Source organism: Labrys wisconsinensis, assembly GCF_030814995.1.
Taxonomy (GTDB): domain Bacteria; phylum Pseudomonadota; class Alphaproteobacteria; order Rhizobiales; family Labraceae; genus Labrys; species Labrys wisconsinensis.
The window spans coordinates 1-15,027 of record NZ_JAUSVX010000022.1 but is presented as its reverse complement, the minus strand read 5'-3'; the positions used below and the strand labels follow the sequence as shown (position 1 = coordinate 15,027).

28 protein-coding genes are annotated in these 15,027 nt (G+C 66.4%); all 28 read right to left on the bottom strand.

Going from position 1 to position 15,027, the window contains the following annotated elements:
- Positions 1 to 48 precede the first annotated feature (48 nt).
- Positions 49 to 462 carry a 50S ribosomal protein L17 gene (gene rplQ, locus QO011_RS36685; protein WP_307283791.1) on the bottom strand — a complete coding sequence of 138 codons (414 nt, stop codon included), beginning with the start codon at positions 460 to 462 and terminating at the stop codon, positions 49 to 51.
- 37 nt (positions 463 to 499) lie between these two features.
- Positions 500 to 1,528, bottom strand: coding sequence for a DNA-directed RNA polymerase subunit alpha (locus QO011_RS36680; RefSeq protein WP_307284028.1), 1,029 nt, complete (start codon positions 1,526 to 1,528; stop codon positions 500 to 502).
- A gap of 74 nt (positions 1,529 to 1,602) precedes the next feature.
- On the bottom strand, positions 1,603 to 1,995 hold the full coding sequence (rpsK, locus tag QO011_RS36675) for a 30S ribosomal protein S11 (protein ID WP_307283788.1): 393 nt from the start codon (positions 1,993 to 1,995) through the stop codon (positions 1,603 to 1,605).
- A gap of 148 nt (positions 1,996 to 2,143) precedes the next feature.
- Positions 2,144 to 2,512: a 30S ribosomal protein S13 gene (rpsM, locus tag QO011_RS36670; RefSeq protein ID WP_307283785.1), complete on the bottom strand. Its 369-nt coding sequence runs from the start codon at positions 2,510 to 2,512 to the stop codon at positions 2,144 to 2,146.
- A gap of 341 nt (positions 2,513 to 2,853) precedes the next feature.
- The gene (locus tag QO011_RS36665) at positions 2,854 to 3,471 is read right to left on the bottom strand and encodes an adenylate kinase (RefSeq protein ID WP_307283783.1); all 618 of its coding nucleotides are present in this window, start codon (positions 3,469 to 3,471) and stop codon (positions 2,854 to 2,856) included.
- Complete coding sequence (secY, locus tag QO011_RS36660) at positions 3,468 to 4,805, bottom strand: preprotein translocase subunit SecY (protein WP_307283781.1); 1,338 nt, start codon at positions 4,803 to 4,805, stop codon at positions 3,468 to 3,470. Before secY ends, QO011_RS36665 begins: the two co-directional genes overlap by 4 nt.
- 75 nt (positions 4,806 to 4,880) lie before the next feature.
- Entirely contained in the window at positions 4,881 to 5,360 is a 480-nt protein-coding gene (gene rplO, locus QO011_RS36655) for a 50S ribosomal protein L15 (RefSeq protein ID WP_307283778.1), read from the bottom strand.
- 12 nt (positions 5,361 to 5,372) lie between these two features.
- On the bottom strand, positions 5,373 to 5,564 hold the full coding sequence (gene rpmD / locus QO011_RS36650; RefSeq protein WP_307283776.1) for a 50S ribosomal protein L30: 192 nt from the start codon (positions 5,562 to 5,564) through the stop codon (positions 5,373 to 5,375).
- A gap of 14 nt (positions 5,565 to 5,578) precedes the next feature.
- Positions 5,579 to 6,136: a 30S ribosomal protein S5 gene (gene rpsE / locus QO011_RS36645; RefSeq protein WP_307283774.1), complete on the bottom strand. Its 558-nt coding sequence runs from the start codon at positions 6,134 to 6,136 to the stop codon at positions 5,579 to 5,581.
- Positions 6,137 to 6,147: 11 nt separating this feature from the next.
- Positions 6,148 to 6,510, bottom strand: coding sequence for a 50S ribosomal protein L18 (rplR, locus tag QO011_RS36640; RefSeq protein ID WP_307283772.1), 363 nt, complete (start codon positions 6,508 to 6,510; stop codon positions 6,148 to 6,150).
- Between the two features lie 12 nt (positions 6,511 to 6,522).
- The gene (rplF, locus tag QO011_RS36635; protein ID WP_307283767.1) at positions 6,523 to 7,056 is read right to left on the bottom strand and encodes a 50S ribosomal protein L6; all 534 of its coding nucleotides are present in this window, start codon (positions 7,054 to 7,056) and stop codon (positions 6,523 to 6,525) included.
- Between the two features lie 16 nt (positions 7,057 to 7,072).
- Positions 7,073 to 7,471 (bottom strand): 30S ribosomal protein S8, encoded by a 399-nt coding sequence (gene rpsH / locus QO011_RS36630; protein WP_307283765.1) that lies wholly within the window; start codon positions 7,469 to 7,471, stop codon positions 7,073 to 7,075.
- A 12-nt stretch (positions 7,472 to 7,483) separates the two neighbouring features.
- Positions 7,484 to 7,789: a 30S ribosomal protein S14 gene (rpsN, locus tag QO011_RS36625; protein WP_307283762.1), complete on the bottom strand. Its 306-nt coding sequence runs from the start codon at positions 7,787 to 7,789 to the stop codon at positions 7,484 to 7,486.
- A gap of 44 nt (positions 7,790 to 7,833) precedes the next feature.
- On the bottom strand, positions 7,834 to 8,391 hold the full coding sequence (gene rplE, locus QO011_RS36620) for a 50S ribosomal protein L5 (protein ID WP_307283758.1): 558 nt from the start codon (positions 8,389 to 8,391) through the stop codon (positions 7,834 to 7,836).
- Positions 8,384 to 8,701, bottom strand: coding sequence for a 50S ribosomal protein L24 (rplX, locus tag QO011_RS36615; RefSeq protein WP_307283756.1), 318 nt, complete (start codon positions 8,699 to 8,701; stop codon positions 8,384 to 8,386). The genes rplE and rplX overlap by 8 nt, the downstream gene beginning before the upstream one ends.
- Positions 8,701 to 9,069, bottom strand: a complete 369-nt coding sequence (gene rplN / locus QO011_RS36610) for a 50S ribosomal protein L14 (RefSeq protein ID WP_307283753.1) — start codon at positions 9,067 to 9,069, stop codon at positions 8,701 to 8,703. Before rplN ends, rplX begins: the two co-directional genes overlap by 1 nt.
- 245 nt (positions 9,070 to 9,314) lie before the next feature.
- On the bottom strand, positions 9,315 to 9,563 hold the full coding sequence (rpsQ, locus tag QO011_RS36605; RefSeq protein ID WP_307283751.1) for a 30S ribosomal protein S17: 249 nt from the start codon (positions 9,561 to 9,563) through the stop codon (positions 9,315 to 9,317).
- A gap of 10 nt (positions 9,564 to 9,573) precedes the next feature.
- Complete coding sequence (rpmC, locus tag QO011_RS36600) at positions 9,574 to 9,777, bottom strand: 50S ribosomal protein L29 (protein ID WP_307283748.1); 204 nt, start codon at positions 9,775 to 9,777, stop codon at positions 9,574 to 9,576.
- 11 nt (positions 9,778 to 9,788) lie between these two features.
- Positions 9,789 to 10,202, bottom strand: coding sequence for a 50S ribosomal protein L16 (rplP, locus tag QO011_RS36595; protein WP_307283746.1), 414 nt, complete (start codon positions 10,200 to 10,202; stop codon positions 9,789 to 9,791).
- A 36-nt stretch (positions 10,203 to 10,238) separates the two neighbouring features.
- Positions 10,239 to 10,943, bottom strand: coding sequence for a 30S ribosomal protein S3 (gene rpsC / locus QO011_RS36590; protein ID WP_307283744.1), 705 nt, complete (start codon positions 10,941 to 10,943; stop codon positions 10,239 to 10,241).
- A gap of 10 nt (positions 10,944 to 10,953) precedes the next feature.
- Entirely contained in the window at positions 10,954 to 11,334 is a 381-nt protein-coding gene (gene rplV, locus QO011_RS36585; protein WP_307283741.1) for a 50S ribosomal protein L22, read from the bottom strand.
- A gap of 3 nt (positions 11,335 to 11,337) precedes the next feature.
- Entirely contained in the window at positions 11,338 to 11,616 is a 279-nt protein-coding gene (gene rpsS, locus QO011_RS36580; RefSeq protein WP_307283739.1) for a 30S ribosomal protein S19, read from the bottom strand.
- A gap of 11 nt (positions 11,617 to 11,627) precedes the next feature.
- On the bottom strand, positions 11,628 to 12,461 hold the full coding sequence (rplB, locus tag QO011_RS36575; RefSeq protein WP_307283736.1) for a 50S ribosomal protein L2: 834 nt from the start codon (positions 12,459 to 12,461) through the stop codon (positions 11,628 to 11,630).
- Positions 12,462 to 12,485: 24 nt separating this feature from the next.
- Positions 12,486 to 12,785, bottom strand: a complete 300-nt coding sequence (locus tag QO011_RS36570) for a 50S ribosomal protein L23 (protein ID WP_307283733.1) — start codon at positions 12,783 to 12,785, stop codon at positions 12,486 to 12,488.
- Positions 12,782 to 13,402, bottom strand: a complete 621-nt coding sequence (gene rplD / locus QO011_RS36565) for a 50S ribosomal protein L4 (RefSeq protein ID WP_307283730.1) — start codon at positions 13,400 to 13,402, stop codon at positions 12,782 to 12,784. The genes QO011_RS36570 and rplD overlap by 4 nt, the downstream gene beginning before the upstream one ends.
- 10 nt (positions 13,403 to 13,412) lie before the next feature.
- On the bottom strand, positions 13,413 to 14,117 hold the full coding sequence (rplC, locus tag QO011_RS36560; RefSeq protein WP_307283728.1) for a 50S ribosomal protein L3: 705 nt from the start codon (positions 14,115 to 14,117) through the stop codon (positions 13,413 to 13,415).
- A 29-nt stretch (positions 14,118 to 14,146) separates the two neighbouring features.
- On the bottom strand, positions 14,147 to 14,455 hold the full coding sequence (gene rpsJ, locus QO011_RS36555; protein ID WP_284317122.1) for a 30S ribosomal protein S10: 309 nt from the start codon (positions 14,453 to 14,455) through the stop codon (positions 14,147 to 14,149).
- Between the two features lie 87 nt (positions 14,456 to 14,542).
- Positions 14,543 to 15,027 (bottom strand): EF-Tu C-terminal domain-related protein (locus QO011_RS36550; protein WP_307283721.1); only part of this gene is annotated, 485 nt, incomplete at its 5' end.

Here is a 15,027-nt window from a genome sequence, read left to right as displayed (position 1 = left end):
GCTGCGACGCCGCGCAATGGCGGCATCGATCGGAGGGAGCGTCCGGGCTCAGGCCGCCTCGGCCTCGGCCTGCGTCGGGCCGGAGTCCTGGCCCTTGGCCGAGACGTCGCGGTCGACGAACTCGATCACGCCGACCGGGGCGCTGTCGCCGTGGCGGAAGCCGGCCTTCAGCACCCGGGTATAGCCGCCCTGGCGGCCGGCGTAGCGCTTGCCGAGCACGTCGAACAGCTTGGTGACGATCACCTCGTCCTGGAGCTGGGCGATCGCCTGGCGGCGGGCGTGCAGGTCGCCGCGCTTGCCGAGGGTCACCAGCTTCTCGACGATCGGACGCAGGTCCTTGGCCTTGGGCAGCGTGGTGACGATCTGCTCGTGCTTGATCAGCGACGCCGCCATGTTCTCGAACATGGCCTTGCGGTGCTCCGCGGTGCGGTTGAATTTGCGATGAGCCTTGCCGTGACGCATGGCGGAATCCTCGATTTATGGGCGCCTGTGCCCCGGGTCAGTAATGTTCCTCGAAGCGCTTGGCGAGCTCTTCGATATTCTCGGGCGGCCAGCCGACCACGTCCATGCCGAGGTGCAGGCCCATCTGCGCCAGAACCTCCTTGATCTCATTCAGCGACTTGCGGCCGAAGTTCGGCGTGCGGAGCATCTCCGCCTCGGTCTTCTGGATGAGATCGCCGATATAGACGATGTTGTCGTTCTTCAGGCAGTTGGCCGAGCGCACGGAGAGCTCCAGCTCGTCGACCTTCTTGAGCAGCGCCGGGTTGAAGGCGAGCTCCGGAATGGCCGGGGCCTCCGATTCCTTGCGCGGCTCCTCGAAGTTGACGAACACTTCCAGCTGGTCCTGGATGATGCGCGCGGCATAGGCGAGCGCGTCGTCCGGCGAGATCGAGCCGTTGGTCTCCACCGTCATGGTCAGCTTGTCATAGTCGAGGATCTGGCCCTCGCGGGTGTTCTCGACCTTGAACGCCACCTTCTTGACCGGCGAGTACAGGCTGTCGACCGGGATGAGCCCGATCGGCGCGTCCTCGGGCCGGTTGCGGTCGGCCGCGACATAGCCCTTGCCGGTGTTGACCGTGAACTCCATGCGGATGTCGGCGCCCTCGTCGAGGGTGCACAGCACATGATCTGGGTTCAGGATCTCGATGTCGGCGATGGTCTGGATATCGCCGGCGAGCACCTGGCCGGGGCCCTGCTTCTTCAGCACCATCCGCTTGGGCCCTTCGGCCTGCATCTTGATGGCGACTTCCTTGATGTTGAGGACGATGTCGGTCACGTCCTCGCGCACGCCGGGGATCGACGAGAACTCGTGCAGAACGCCGTCGATGTGCACGGACGTCACCGCGGCGCCCTGCAGCGAGGAGAGCAGCACGCGACGCAGCGCATTGCCGAGGGTCACGCCGAAGCCGCGCTCCAAAGGCTCGGCGACAGCCGTCGCCTGGCGCTTGGCGTCGTCGCCCGGCGTCACTTCAAGCTTCTGAGGCTTGATCAATTCCTGCCAATTCTTCTGAATCACAACGGCACCTATCGGTCGGTGTTCGAGCGGCCCTCAGGCCCTGTCCGCTCCCCAAATCGGGAGCGGCGGCACGCAACGCAAATCCGTCAGACGCGACGACGCTTGCGCGGGCGGCAACCATTGTGCGGGATCGGCGTCACGTCGCGGATCGACGTGATGGTGAAGCCGGAAGCCTGCAGCGCCCGCAGCGCCGACTCGCGGCCGGAGCCGGGGCCGGAGACCTCGACCTCGAGGGTGCGCATGCCGTGCTCGCTGGCCTTGCGCCCCGCATCCTCGGCCGCCATCTGCGCGGCATAGGGGGTCGACTTGCGCGAGCCCTTGAAGCCCATGGTGCCCGAAGACGACCAGGCGATGGTGTTGCCCTGCGCGTCGGTGATGGTGATCATCGTGTTGTTGAAGGTCGAGGCGACGTGCGCCACGCCCGAAACGATGTTCTTGCGCTCGCGGCGGCGAACGCGACCGGCGGCTTCCTTGGCCATGACTGTTGTCCTTCAAGCGCGTCCGTAATGCCAGACGCTGGGGAACGATAGTTCCGGTTGATCGAACCGGGCCGTGGCCCGGCATGTCGTCGATGCGCCGTCCCGGGAGCCCCGGGGCGGCCGTCGCCGCCGCGTGGCGGCGCCGCGATTACTTCTTCTTGCCGGCGATCGGCTTGGCCTTGCCCTTGCGGGTGCGGGCATTGGTGTGCGTGCGCTGGCCGCGGACCGGCAGGCTGCGGCGATGGCGCAGGCCGCGATAGCAGCCGAGGTCCATCAGGCGCTTGATGTTCATCGAGACCTCGCGACGCAGGTCGCCCTCGACCATGTAGTCGCGGTCGATGGTCTCGCGGATCTGCAGCACTTCCTGGTCCGTGAGCTGGTGCACGCGCCGCTCCGGCGCGATGCCGACCTTGGCCACGATCTCCTTGGCCTTGGCCGCGCCGATGCCATGGATATACTGCAGCGCGATCTCGACGCGCTTCGCCGTGGGAATGTTGACGCCTGCGATGCGGGCCACGTTCCGTTCTCCAAATAAAGCCGCCCTGCCTGCCCTGCCTCCCGCCGAAAGCGGAGCCTGACAGAATCCAGAGCCGTTTCGTCCTGCCGTGCCGGCGCGCCCGGAGGCGGCAGACAGATCGGCATCCCATGCCGGCGACACGCCAGCGCAAAAACGAGCCGCTCGCTCCAATCGAGCGACCGACCCGCGCGCCTATCACGTGAGAGCCGCGTTCTAGAGATTCCCCAGAACGACGTCAAGCCCGCAAAAGACACTTCCACGCCCGGCAGCCGCCGGGCGTGTCCTTCTCGTCATCGGCGCCTGCGGGGTCCGGGGCATCCCGGCGCCCCCCGCCGATGCCATCAGGTCCCGGTCGAGCGGCGCGGCTCGCGCTGCGAGCCCCGCCCGAGGACCTCGTCGATCTGCCCCGCCACCGCCTCGATCGAGGCCATGCCGTCCACCGCGCGCAGGTCGCCCTTGTGCCGGTAATAGTCGGTGAGCGGCGCGGTCTGCTTGCGATAGGCCTCGAGGCGGGTCTTGAACACCTCGGGATTGTCGTCGGCCCGCACGCTGCCGCCGGCCGCCACCGTGTCGGCTGCCCGCTTCTCGATGCGGCCGAGCAGCGCCGATTCGTCCACCTTGAACTCGATGACCGCGTCGAGCGTCATGCCCTTGCTCGCGAGCATGCGGTCCAGCGCCTCGGCCTGCGCCACCGTGCGCGGAAAGCCGTCGAGGATGAAGCCGTTATGGGCATCCGCTTCGTCGATACGGTCGGCGACGATGCCGACGACGATATCGTCCGACACCAGAGACCCCGAATCCATCACGGCCTTGGCCTTCAGCCCGACCGGCGTGCCGGCCTTCACGGCCGCCCGCAGCATGTCCCCGGTCGAAAGCTGCGGAATACCGTACAGTTCGACCAGCCGCGCCGCCTGTGTGCCCTTCCCCGCCCCCGGCGGGCCCAACAGGATCAATCTCATCCGCGCCTGCTCCCTCTCAGCTTGGACTTCTTGACGAGCCCCTCGTACTGGTGCGCCAGCAGATGCCCGTGAATCTGCGCCACCGTGTCCATGGTGACACTGACGACGATCAAAAGCGAGGTGCCACCGAGCACGAACGGGATCTGAGCATAGGAGATCATGATCTCCGGCAACAGGCAGACCACGGCAATGTAGATCGAGCCGATCACGGTGATCCGGGTCAGCACATAGTCGATATACTCGGCCGTCCGCTCGCCCGGCCGGATGCCGGGAATGAAGCCGCCATGCTTCTTCAGGTTATCCGCCGTCTCCACCGGATTGAACACGATCGCGGTGTAGAAGAAGCAGAAGAAGACGATCAGCAGGGCATAGAGGATCATGAACAGAGGCCGGCCATGCGCGAGATAGACCGCGACGGTGGACAGCCAGGAGTTCGGATCATCATGCGCCAGGAACTGGGCGACCGTGGTCGGCAGCAGCAGCAGCGAGGAGGCGAAGATCGGCGGAATGACGCCCGACGAGTTCAGCTTCAGCGGCAGGTGCGACGATTGGCCCTCGTAGAGCCGGTTGCCGACCTGGCGCTTGGGATACTGGATCAGCAGCCGGCGCTGGGCCCGCTCGAAGAACACGATGGCGAGCACGGCGACCACCGCCACGATCAGCGCGAAGATCAGGAAGGGCGTCGAGATCGAGCCCTGGCGGCCGAGCTCGAAGGTCTGCGCCAGATGCACCGGGAACTCGGCGACGATGCCGGACATGATGATCAGCGAGGTGCCGTTGCCGATGCCGCGCGCGGTGATCTGCTCGCCGAGCCAGAGCAGGAACATGGTGCCGCCGACCAGGGTGATCGTGGTCGAGATGCGGAAGAAGATGCCGGGGTCCGCGACGATTTGTCCGCCCCCCTCCAGGCCGACGGCGATGCCCCAGGCCTGCGCCGTGGCGAGCACGACGGTGAGATAGCGCGTGTACTGGTTGATGACCTTGCGCCCGGCCTCGCCCTCCTTCTTCAGGGCCTCGAGCGAGGGGATGACGCTGGTCAGGAGCTGGATGATGATCGAGGCGGAGATGTAGGGCATGATGGCGAGCGCGAAGATCGCCATGCGGCTGACCGCGCCGCCCGAGAACATGTTGAACAGGCCGATGATGCCCTGGTCCTGGCTGCCGAAGGCCCGGGAATATTCAGCCAGATTGATGCCCGGCAGCGGAATATAGGTGCCGAGGCGATAGACCAGCAGCGCGCCCAGCGTGAACCAGATCCGCTTCTTGAGCTCGTCCGCCTTCGAGAAGGCGCCCCAGTTGATGTTCGCAGCAAGCTGCTCGGCCGCCGATGCCATCTGATGCTCCGCCGTGTCCCCAGCGCCGAAATGGGCGCAGCCCGCCGAAAGCCGGCGGGCTGTGCTGATGTAGGATCAGGCCTCGGCCTTTGCCACGGGGGCGAGCAGCTTGACCGAGCCGCCCGCCTTCTCGACGGCCTCGACCGCGCCCTTCGACGCGGCCGCGACCTCGACGGCGACCTTGGCCGTGATCTCGCCGGAGCCGAGCAGCTTGACGCCGTGCTTGGCGCGGCGCACCACGCCCGCCGCGATCAGCGCCTCGGCCGTCACCGGCTTGCCGGCGTCGAGCTTGCCGGCGTCGACGGCGGTCTGGATGCGGTCCAGGTTCACCGTCGTGTACTCTTCACGGAAGATGTTGGTGAAGCCGCGCTTCGGCAGGCGCCGATGCAGCGGCATCTGGCCGCCTTCGAAGCCCTTCACGGCGACGCCGGTGCGCGCCTTCTGGCCCTTGACGCCGCGCCCGCCGGTCTTGCCCTTGCCGGAGCCGATGCCGCGGCCGATGCGCATGCGGGCCTTGGTGGCGCCCGCATTGTCGCTGATCTCGTTGAGTTTCATCGTCGCGTCTCCTTACTCGGCCTCGACCACGCGGACGAGGTGCCCGAGCTTGGCGATCATGCCGCGCACGGCGGGCGTGTCTTCCAGCGTCGAGCGGCGGCGGATCTTGTTGAGCCCGAGGCCGACGAGCGTGGCGCGCTGGTCCTGGGTGCGGCGGATCGGGCTGCCGATCTGCTCGACGGTGACGGTCTTGGTCTTCGCCATGGTCTTGTCTCCCGTCAATCCGTCGACTCGGCGTCGATGCCCTGACGCCGGCTCTGGATCTGCGACACCTTGAGGCCGCGGCGGGCCGCGACGGAGCGCGGGCTGTCCTCGCGCTTCAGCGCGTCGAACGTGGCGCGGACCAGGTTGTAGGGGTTGGACGAGCCCAGCGACTTGGCCACCACGTCATGCATGCCGACGGACTCGAACACCGCGCGCATCGGGCCGCCGGCGATGATGCCGGTACCGGCCGGAGCGGCGCGCAGCACCACCTTGCCGGCGCCGTGGCGGCCGTTGACGTCGTGGTGCAGGGTGCGGCCCTCGCGCAGCGACACGCGGATCAGGCCGCGCTTGGCCTGGTCGGTCGCCTTGCGGATGGCCTCCGGCACCTCGCGGGCCTTGCCGTGGCCGAAGCCGACGCGGCCCTTCTGGTCACCGACCACGACGAGCGCGGCAAAGCCGAAACGCTTGCCGCCCTTCACCACCTTGGCAACACGGTTGATGTGGACGAGGCGGTCCACGAACTCGCTGTCGCGCTCTTCGCGCTGACGGTTGTGTTCACGTTCACGAGCCATTGGATCCGTCCTTAGAAGTTGAGGCCACCTTCACGAGCCGCGTCGGCGAGAGCCTTGACGCGGCCGTGAAAGAGGTAGCCTCCGCGATCGAACAAGACGTCCTTGACGCCCTTGGCGATGGCCCGCTCCGCCAGGAGCTTGCCGATCGCCGCAGCCGCCTCGACGTCGGCGCCGGTCTTCAAGCTGCCGCGCAGATCCTTCTCGATCGAGGAAGCGGCGGCGATGGTCTCGCCCTTCGCATCGTCGATGAGCTGGGCGTAGATGTGCTTGGAGGAGCGGAACACCGAGAGGCGCGGCCGTCCGTTCGCCGCCGTGCGGAGGGCCCGGCGGACACGCGCCTTGCGGCGCTCGAGAGCTTGCCTTGCGTTTGCCATGGGTCTGGTCCGTTACTTCTTCTTGCCTTCCTTGCGGAAGATGAACTCGCCGGCGTACTTGACGCCCTTGCCCTTGTAGGGCTCGGGGCCGCGATATTCGCGGATCTCCGCCGCGACCTGGCCGACCTTCTGCTTGTCGATGCCGGTGATCAGCAGCTCGGTCGGCTTGGACGCGACGATCGCGATCCCCTCGGGGATCGGGAAATCGACGTCGTGGGAATAGCCGAGCGACAGCTTCAGCACCTTGCCGGCGACGGCGGCCTTGTAGCCGACGCCGTTGATCTCGAGCTTCTTCTCGAAGCCCTTGGTCACGCCCACGAAAATATTCGAGACCATGGTGCGCGACATGCCCCACTGGGCACGCGCGGGCTTGGACTCGTCGCGCGGCTGCACCTTGACGAGGCCCGCGTCCAGCGAGACGGACACGAGGTCCGGCACGAGGAAGGCGAGCTCGCCCTTCGGGCCCTTGGCCTTGACGGTCTGGCCGTCGAGCGAGGCGGTGACGCCCGCCGGCACGGCGACCGGTTTCTTGCCGATACGAGACATGTTTTTCTCCTCCGGCTCAGAACACGGTGCAGATCACTTCGCCGCCGACATTCGCGTCGCGCGCCTGGTGATCGGACATGACGCCGCGCGGGGTCGAGACGATGGACACGCCCAGACCGTTGGCGACGCGCGGCAGGTTCTTCACCGACGCGTAGACGCGACGGCCGGGCTTGGACACGCGAGCGATCTCGCGGATCACCGGCACGCCGTCATAATATTTCAGCTCGATGGTGAACTCGCTGCGGCCGGCGCCGAAATCGGCAACGGTGAAGCCGCGGATATAGCCCTCGGCCTGCAGCACCTCGAGGACGCGGGCGCGCTGGTTCGAGCCCGGCGTCACCACCGTGCCCTTGCGGCGCATCTGCGCGTTGCGGATGCGGGTCAGCATGTCGCCGACAGGATCATTGATCGCCATGACGATGCCTCCTCACCAGCTCGACTTCACGAGCCCGGGCACGAGGCCCTTCGAGCCGAGTTCGCGCAGCGCGATGCGCGACATCTTCAGCTTGCGATAGACCGACCGCGGACGGCCCGTCACCTCGCAGCGGTTGCGCACGCGCTCCTTGGCGGAGTTGCGCGGCAGCTCGGACAGCTTGAGGCGCGCCATGAAGCGCTCTTCCATCGACAACGTCTCGTTGTTGGCGATGGTCTTCAGACGTTCGCGCTTGGCCCCGAACTTCTTCACCAGGGCGGCGCGGCGCTTGTTCTTCTCGATCGAACTTTTCTTCGCCATTTAAGGACTCCAACGTTCCGCGTTTGAGGTCGGGCAGGCCCGCCTCACTGCCGGAAGGGGAAATTCATCAACTTGAGGAGAGCGCGAGCCTCCTCGTCGGTCTTGGCCGTGGTGCACACGATGATGTCCATGCCCCAGACCTGGTCGACCTTGTCGTAGTTGATCTCAGGGAAAATGATGTGTTCCTTGAGACCGAGCGCGTAGTTGCCGCGCCCGTCGAAGCTCTTCGGGTTCAGCCCGCGGAAGTCGCGAACCCGGGGGAGCGCGACGGTCACGAGGCGATCGAGGAACTCGAACATCCGCATCTTGCGAAGGGTGACCTTCGCGCCGATCGGCATGTTCTCGCGCACCTTGAACTGCGCGATGGCCTTGCGGGCCCGCGTCACCACCGGCTTCTGGCCGGCGATCAGAGCCAGATCGCCGGCGGCGACCGAGGCCTTCTTGGAATCGCCGGTGGCTTCGCCCACGCCCATGTTGAGGACGATCTTGTCGATCGTCGGCACTTCCATGGGGTTCTTGTAGCCGAACTGCTCGATCAGCTTGGGCCGCACCACATCGGCGTAATACGCCTTCATGCGCGGCGTGTAGGTCGCCTCAGGCATCGATCGTCTCTCCCGAACGCTTGGCGAACCGGACCTTGCGCCCGTCGTCCAGAACCTTGAACCCGACCCGCGTCGGCTTGCCGTCCTTGGGATCGGCGAGCGCGACGTTGCTGAGGTCGATCGGCGCCTCCTTGGAGACGACGCCGCCTTCCTGGCTCGCGGTCTGCTTCTGGTGGCGGCGCACGACGTTGATGCCGCGGACCAGGGCGCGGTTCTCGCTGGGGAAAACCTGGATCACTTCGCCGGAACGGCCCTTGGACCGCCCGGTCAGCACGACGACCTTGTCGCCCTTCTTGATCTTGGCGGCCATCACAGCACCTCCGGCGCAAGCGAAATGATCTTCATGTGGTTCTTGGCGCGCAACTCGCGCGGAACCGGTCCGAAGATACGCGTGCCGACCGGCTCCTTCTGGTTGTTGATCAGCACGGCCGCGTTGCGGTCGAAGCGAATCACCGAACCGTCGGGACGGCGGATGTCCTTGGCCGTGCGCACCACGACGGCCTTCATCACATCGCCTTTCTTGACGCGCCCGCGCGGAATGGCTTCCTTGATCGAGACGACGATGACGTCGCCCACGGAAGCATATTTCCGCTTCGAGCCGCCGAGAACCTTGATGCACATCACACGACGCGCGCCGGAATTGTCCGCGACGTCGAGATTCGACTGCATCTGAATCATGACGAACCCTCTTTTTCTTCGCAGGCTGGTATCCGCATTGGCGCGGACCCGGCCCAACCCCGGGTTTGGCAGACGCATCCCACGGACGCGTCGTCCTTGCTGTACGGGAAAGCGTGCCTCATAGCGGCATGCCGTCCCAATCTCAAGCGCAAAGGCGCTCGACCGAGCGCCTTTATGGTCTGCCGGCCGTCAGGCCAGCCTTGCGCGTGGATCATGCCGCCCCGAAGGCCGGCCGCGGCGAGGCCCTACTCGGACTTCGCCGCCTCGCCTTCCACCAGCACCCAGCGCTTGAGCTTGGACTGGGGACGGCCTTCCTCGATCCACACGATGTCGCCGACCTTGGCGCCGTTCGCCTCGTCATGCGCATGGTAGTTCTTGGTGCGGCGCACCGTCTTCTTCAAGAGCGGATGGGTGAAGCGGCGCTCCACCTTGACCACGATCGTCTTGTCGTTCTTGTCGGAAACGACGACGCCTTGCAGGACGCGTTTTGGCATCCGAACCTCCTCACGCCTTCGCGGCCGAAACGGCCTTCTGGCGCTGAACCGTCTTGATCTGCGCGATGGTGCGGCGAACGACCTGCACCCGCGAAGTGTTCTCCAGCTGGCCGGTCGCCTTCTGGAAGCGCAGGTTGAACTGCTCCTTCTTCAGCTTGGCGAGCTCGTCGGAGAGCTGGTCTTCCGTCATCACCTTGATGTCGGCGGCTTTCATCGGATCCTCCGTCACTCGGCAATGCGCTGGATGAAGCGCGTCCTGATCGGCAGCTTGGCCGCGCCGAGGGTCAGCGCCGCGCGGGCGACGTCCTCGGCCACGCCGTCGATCTCGAACATGATGCGGCCGGGCTTGACGCGGGCGGCCCAGTGGTCCGGCGCGCCCTTGCCCTTGCCCATGCGCACTTCGGCCGGCTTGCTGGTCACGGGAACATCAGGGAAGACGCGGATCCAGACGCGGCCCTGGCGCTTCATCTCGCGGGTGATCGCGCGGCGGGCCGCCTCGATCTGCCGCGCGGTGACGCGCTCGGGCTCCAGCGCCTTCAGGCCGAACTGGCCGAAGTTCAACAGCGCGCCGCTGGAGGCCACGCCGTGGATGCGCCCCTTGAAGGCTTTGCGAAACTTGGTGCGCTTGGGTTGCAGCATGGTTCTACTCTCTCAATCCGGCCTGACGCGATCGGCTCACGCCTCGCCGCGGCGCGACGACGAGCGGCCGCCCTCGGCCTCCGCCATGCGCTTGTCCTGGGCCATCGGATCGTGCTCAAGGATTTCGCCCTTGAAGATCCAGACCTTGATGCCGCAGGTGCCGAAGGTGGTGAAGGCAGTCGCCGTGCCGTAATCGACGTCGGCGCGCAGCGTGTGCAGCGGCACCCGGCCCTCGCGATACCATTCCAGGCGCGCGATCTCGGCGCCGCCCAGGCGCCCCGAGCAGTTGATGCGGATGCCTTCGGCACCCAGGCGCATGGCCGACTGCACGGCGCGCTTCATGGCACGACGGAAGGCGACGCGACGCTCGAGCTGCTGGGCGATCGATTCCGCCACCAGGGTGGCGTCGATCTCGGGCTTGCGCACCTCGACGATGTTGATGTGCACCTCCGAGGAGGTGATCTTCGACACGATCTTCTTGAGCTTGTCGATATCGGCGCCCTTCTTGCCGATCACGATGCCCGGGCGCGCCGACTGGATGGTGACGCGGCACTTCCTGTGCGGACGCTCGATGACGATCTTCGACACCGCCGCCTGCTTGAGCTGCTTCATCAGCGCCGTGCGGATGGCGATGTCCTCATGGAGAAGCTGGCCGTACTCGTTCTTGCCGGCGAACCAGCGCGAGTCCCAGGTCCGGTTGATGCCGAGACGCAGGCCGATCGGATTGATCTTCTGACCCATCTTTGGCTCCTCAGGCCTTCGCCTCGACCTGGCGGACCACGACCGTCAGGTTCGAGAACGGCTTCTCGATGCGTCCGGCCCGGCCGCGGGCGCGGGCATGGAAGCGCTTGATCACGAATGCCTTGCCGACATGGGCCTCGGAGACGATCAGGTCGTCCACGTCGAGGCCGTGATTGTTCTCGGCATTGGCGATGGCGCTCTGCAGCGTCTTCTTGACGTCGCCGGCGATGCGCTTGCGCGAGAAGGTGAGGTCGGCCAGGGCCGAATCGACCTTCTTGCCGCGGATCAGCGAGGCGACGAGGTTGAGCTTCTGCGGGGAGACCCGCAGCATGCGCGCAACCGCCTTGGCTTCGTTGTCCGGGAGCGCGCGGGGGGACTTGGGCTTGCCCATCGCTTACTTCCTCTTCGCCTTCTTGTCCGCCGCGTGCCCGTAGAAGGTCCGCGTGGGGGAGAACTCGCCGAGCTTCATGCCGACCATCTCCTCGGAGATGGTGACCGGCACGTGCTTCTGCCCGTTGTAGACCCCGAAGACGAGGCCGACGAACTGCGGCAGGATGGTGGAGCGACGGCTCCAGGTCTTGATCACTTCGCTGCGGCCGGAGTTGCGCGCGGCATCCGCCTTCTTCAGGAGATACCCGTCGACGAACGGACCTTTCCAGACTGAACGGGACACGATCCGTCTCCTTACTTCTTCTTGGCGTGGCGCGAGGAGACGATGAACTTGTTCGTCGCCTTGTTGGACCGCGTCTTCTTGCCCTTGGTCGGCTTGCCCCAGGGCGTGACGGGGTGACGGCCGCCGGAGGTGCGGCCTTCGCCGCCGCCGTGCGGATGGTCGATCGGGTTCATGGCGACGCCACGCACCGCCGGCTTGATGCCGAGCCAGCGCGAGCGGCCCGCCTTGCCGAGCGAGATGTTCATGTGATCCGGGTTCGAGACCGCGCCGATGGTGGCAAAGCAGCTCGACAGGACCAGACGCTGCTCGCCCGAGTTGAGGCGGACGATGACGTAGGCGCCGTCGCGGCCGACGATCTGGGCGTAGGAGCCCGCGGACCGGGCGATCGCGCCACCCTTGCCGAGCTTCATCTCGACATTGTGGACGATCGTCCCGACCGGCATCGCCGCCATCGGCATCGCATTGCCCGGCTTGACGTCCGCCTGGGCGCTGGCCACGACGCTGTCGCCCACGGCCAGGCGCTGCGGCGCCAGGATGTAGGAGACCTCGCCGTCCGCGTACTTCAAGAGCGCGATGAAGGCGGTGCGGTTCGGGTCGTACTCGATCCGCTCCACCGTAGCCGGCACGTCCAGCTTGCGACGCTTGAAGTCGACGACGCGGTAGCTGCGCTTGTGGCCGCCCGACTTGCGCCAGGAGGTGATGCGGCCGGCATTGTTGCGGCCGCCCGACTTGTTGAGGCCTTCGGTCAGCGCCTTGACCGGGGCGCCCTTGTAGAGGCCCGAGCGGTCGACCAGCACCAGCTGTCGCAGGCTCGGCGTGACCGGCTTGTATGTCCTGAGAGCCATCTCTCTGTCCCTTCCCGGCGCGCCTTACAGGCCCGTCGTCACGTCGATCGTCTGGCCTTCGGCCAACGTGACGATCGCGCGCTTGACGTCGCTCTGGACCCCGACGGTCCCACGAAAACGCTTCACCTTGCCCTTGCGCACGATCGTGTTCACGCTCGTGACCTTGACATCGAAGAGCTTCTCGACCGCGGCCTTGATCTGCGGCTTCGTCGCGTCGCTGCGGACGCGGAAGACCACCTGGTTGTGTTCGGTGAGCGCCGTCGCCTTCTCGGTGATGACCGGCGACAGGATCACGTCGTAATGCCTGACATCGACGGGGGTCATTTGAACCGTGCCTCCAGCGCTTCGACCGCGGCCTTGGTCAGCACGAGGCTGTCGCGGCGCAGGATGTCGTAGACGTTGATGCCCTGCACGGGCAGCACGTCGACGTTCGGAATGTTGCGGGCGGCCAGCGCGAAGTTGGCGTCCACGGCGGCGCCGTCGACGATCAGCACGTTGGCGAGGCCACGCTTGGAGAAGGTCTCCTTCAGCGCCTTGGTCTTGGCCTCCGACAGCGTCGCCTGGTCGACGACGATGAGCTGCTGCTCCTTCGCCTTGGCCGAGAGCGCGTGCTTGAGGCCCAGCGCCCTCACCTTCTTGGGCAGGTCGTGGGCATGGCTGCGCACGACCGGACCGAAGGCGCGACCGCCGCCGCGGAACTGCGGCGCGGACGCGGCGCCGTGGCGAGCGCCGCCGGTGCCCTTCTGCTTGTACAGCTTCTTCTTCGTCCGGTTGATCTCCGAACGGCCGAGGGTCTTGTGCGTGCCGGCCTGGCGCTTGGCGAGCTGCCAGCGCACGACGCGCTGCAGGATGTCCGCGCGCGGCTCCAGCGCGAAAATCTCGTCGGACAGCTCGACGGAGCCGGCCTCGGCGCCCTCGAAAGTGGTGATGCTGAGTTTCATCGGCTCCTCCTCACTCGCCGGCCGCTGCGGACGCAGCTTCGGGCAAGCGGAACGCGCCGGGCTTCGGCGCCGCTTCCGGCAAGGCCTTCTTGACCGCATCGCGGATGGTGATCCATCCGCCCTTGGAGCCGGGAACGGCCCCTTCGACCAGGATCAGGCCGCGCTCGACATCGGTGCGAACGACCTTGAGGTTCAGGGTGGTGACGCGCTCATCGCCCATATGGCCTGCCATCTTCTTGCCGGCGAAGGTCTTGCCGGGGTCCTGGCGCTGGCCGGTCGAGCCATGGGCACGATGCGTGACCGAGTTGCCGTGGCTGGCGCGGTGGCCGCCGAAGTTCCAGCGCTTCATCGAGCCGGCAAAGCCCTTGCCGACCGTGGTGCCGGTGACGTCGACGAACTGGCCGGGGACGAAATGGTCCGCCGTGATCGTCGCGCCGACCGGGATGAGATCGGTCTCGGGAACGCGGAACTCGACGATCTTGCGCTTGGGCTCGACCTGGGCCACGGCGAAGTGGCCGCGCTGGGCGCGCGTCGTGTTCTTGACCTTGGCCAGGCCGGCGCCGAGCTGCAGCGCCGTGTAGCCGTTCTTGTCTTCGGTCCGGTGAGCGACGACCTGGCAGCCATCCAGCTTGAGGACCGTGACCGGGACATGCTCGCCGGCGTCGTTGTAGACGCGGCTCATGCCGATCTTCTGTGCGATGACACCTGAACGCATGGCGTTCGTTCCTAATCCTCGAGGCACGATCAGAGCTTGATTTCGACATCCACGCCGGCGGCGAGGTCGAGCTTCATCAGCGCGTCCACGGTCTGAGGCGTAGGGTCGACGATGTCGAGCAGGCGCTTGTGCGTGCGCATCTCGAACTGCTCGCGCGACTTCTTGTCGACGTGCGGTGAGCGGTTCACGGTATATTTCTCGATCCGCGTCGGTAGCGGGATCGGCCCACGGACCGCAGCGCCGGTGCGCTTGGCCGTCGAGACGATCTCGCGGGTCGATGCATCGAGGATACGATGATCGAACGCCTTGAGACGGATGCGGATGTTCTGGCCGTTCATGACCTCAACTCCGGAAGTGTGGTGCCGGCCTTGCGACCGGCATTGAACCGAGAGTGCCGGTCTTGCGACCGGCACGCCGGAGGTTGATCACTCGATGATGGTCGCGACGACGCCGGCGCCGACGGTGCGGCCACCTTCGCGGATGGCGAAGCGCAGCTTCTCCTCCATGGCGATCGGCACGATCAGCGCCACGTCCATCGAGATGTTGTCGCCCGGCATCACCATCTCCGTGCCTTCCGGCAGCGTCACGATGCCCGTCACGTCCGTCGTCCGGAAGTAGAACTGCGGACGGTAGTTGGTGAAGAACGGCGTGTGCCGACCGCCCTCTTCCTTGGTCAGGATGTAGGCCTCGGCCTTGAACTTGGTGTGCGGCTTCACCGAGCCCGGCTTGCACAGCACCTGCCCGCGCTCCACGTCCTCGCGCTTGGTGCCGCGCAGCAGCGCCCCGATGTTGTCGCCCGCCTGGCCCTGGTCCAAGAGCTTGCGGAACATCTCCACGCCCGTCACCGTCGTCTTCTGCGTCGGACGGATGCCGACGATCTCGATTTCCTCGCCGACCTTGACGATGCCGC

Bases quoted from the DNA above. Each gene is read 5' to 3' on its own strand.
- rplQ (WP_307283791.1), bottom strand. From the start codon at position 462: ATGCGTCACGGCAAGGCTCATCGCAAATTCAACCGCACCGCGGAGCAC.
- rpsK (WP_307283788.1), bottom strand. From the start codon at position 1,995: ATGGCCAAGGAAGCCGCCGGTCGCGTTCGCCGCCGCGAGCGCAAGAAC.
- QO011_RS36665 (WP_307283783.1), bottom strand. From the start codon at position 3,471: ATGAGATTGATCCTGTTGGGCCCGCCGGGGGCGGGGAAGGGCACACAG.
- secY (WP_307283781.1), bottom strand. From the start codon at position 4,805: ATGGCATCGGCGGCCGAGCAGCTTGCTGCGAACATCAACTGGGGCGCC.
- rplO (WP_307283778.1), bottom strand. From the start codon at position 5,360: ATGAAACTCAACGAGATCAGCGACAATGCGGGCGCCACCAAGGCCCGC.
- rpmD (WP_307283776.1), bottom strand. From the start codon at position 5,564: ATGGCGAAGACCAAGACCGTCACCGTCGAGCAGATCGGCAGCCCGATC.
- rpsE (WP_307283774.1), bottom strand. From the start codon at position 6,136: ATGGCTCGTGAACGTGAACACAACCGTCAGCGCGAAGAGCGCGACAGC.
- rplR (WP_307283772.1), bottom strand. From the start codon at position 6,510: ATGGCAAACGCAAGGCAAGCTCTCGAGCGCCGCAAGGCGCGTGTCCGC.
- rplF (WP_307283767.1), bottom strand. From the start codon at position 7,056: ATGTCTCGTATCGGCAAGAAACCGGTCGCCGTGCCGGCGGGCGTCACC.
- rpsH (WP_307283765.1), bottom strand. From the start codon at position 7,471: ATGGCGATCAATGATCCTGTCGGCGACATGCTGACCCGCATCCGCAAC.
- rpsN (WP_307283762.1), bottom strand. From the start codon at position 7,789: ATGGCGAAGAAAAGTTCGATCGAGAAGAACAAGCGCCGCGCCGCCCTG.
- rplE (WP_307283758.1), bottom strand. From the start codon at position 8,391: ATGCCTGAGGCGACCTACACGCCGCGCATGAAGGCGTATTACGCCGAT.
- rplX (WP_307283756.1), bottom strand. From the start codon at position 8,701: ATGGCCGCCAAGATCAAGAAGGGCGACAAGGTCGTCGTGCTGACCGGG.
- rplN (WP_307283753.1), bottom strand. From the start codon at position 9,069: ATGATTCAGATGCAGTCGAATCTCGACGTCGCGGACAATTCCGGCGCG.
- rpsQ (WP_307283751.1), bottom strand. From the start codon at position 9,563: ATGCCAAAACGCGTCCTGCAAGGCGTCGTCGTTTCCGACAAGAACGAC.
- rpmC (WP_307283748.1), bottom strand. From the start codon at position 9,777: ATGAAAGCCGCCGACATCAAGGTGATGACGGAAGACCAGCTCTCCGAC.
- rplP (WP_307283746.1), bottom strand. From the start codon at position 10,202: ATGCTGCAACCCAAGCGCACCAAGTTTCGCAAAGCCTTCAAGGGGCGC.
- rpsC (WP_307283744.1), bottom strand. From the start codon at position 10,943: ATGGGTCAGAAGATCAATCCGATCGGCCTGCGTCTCGGCATCAACCGG.
- rplV (WP_307283741.1), bottom strand. From the start codon at position 11,334: ATGGGCAAGCCCAAGTCCCCCCGCGCGCTCCCGGACAACGAAGCCAAG.
- rplB (WP_307283736.1), bottom strand. From the start codon at position 12,461: ATGGCTCTCAGGACATACAAGCCGGTCACGCCGAGCCTGCGACAGCTG.
- QO011_RS36570 (WP_307283733.1), bottom strand. From the start codon at position 12,785: ATGACCCCCGTCGATGTCAGGCATTACGACGTGATCCTGTCGCCGGTC.
- rplD (WP_307283730.1), bottom strand. From the start codon at position 13,402: ATGAAACTCAGCATCACCACTTTCGAGGGCGCCGAGGCCGGCTCCGTC.
- rplC (WP_307283728.1), bottom strand. From the start codon at position 14,117: ATGCGTTCAGGTGTCATCGCACAGAAGATCGGCATGAGCCGCGTCTAC.
- rpsJ (WP_284317122.1), bottom strand. From the start codon at position 14,455: ATGAACGGCCAGAACATCCGCATCCGTCTCAAGGCGTTCGATCATCGT.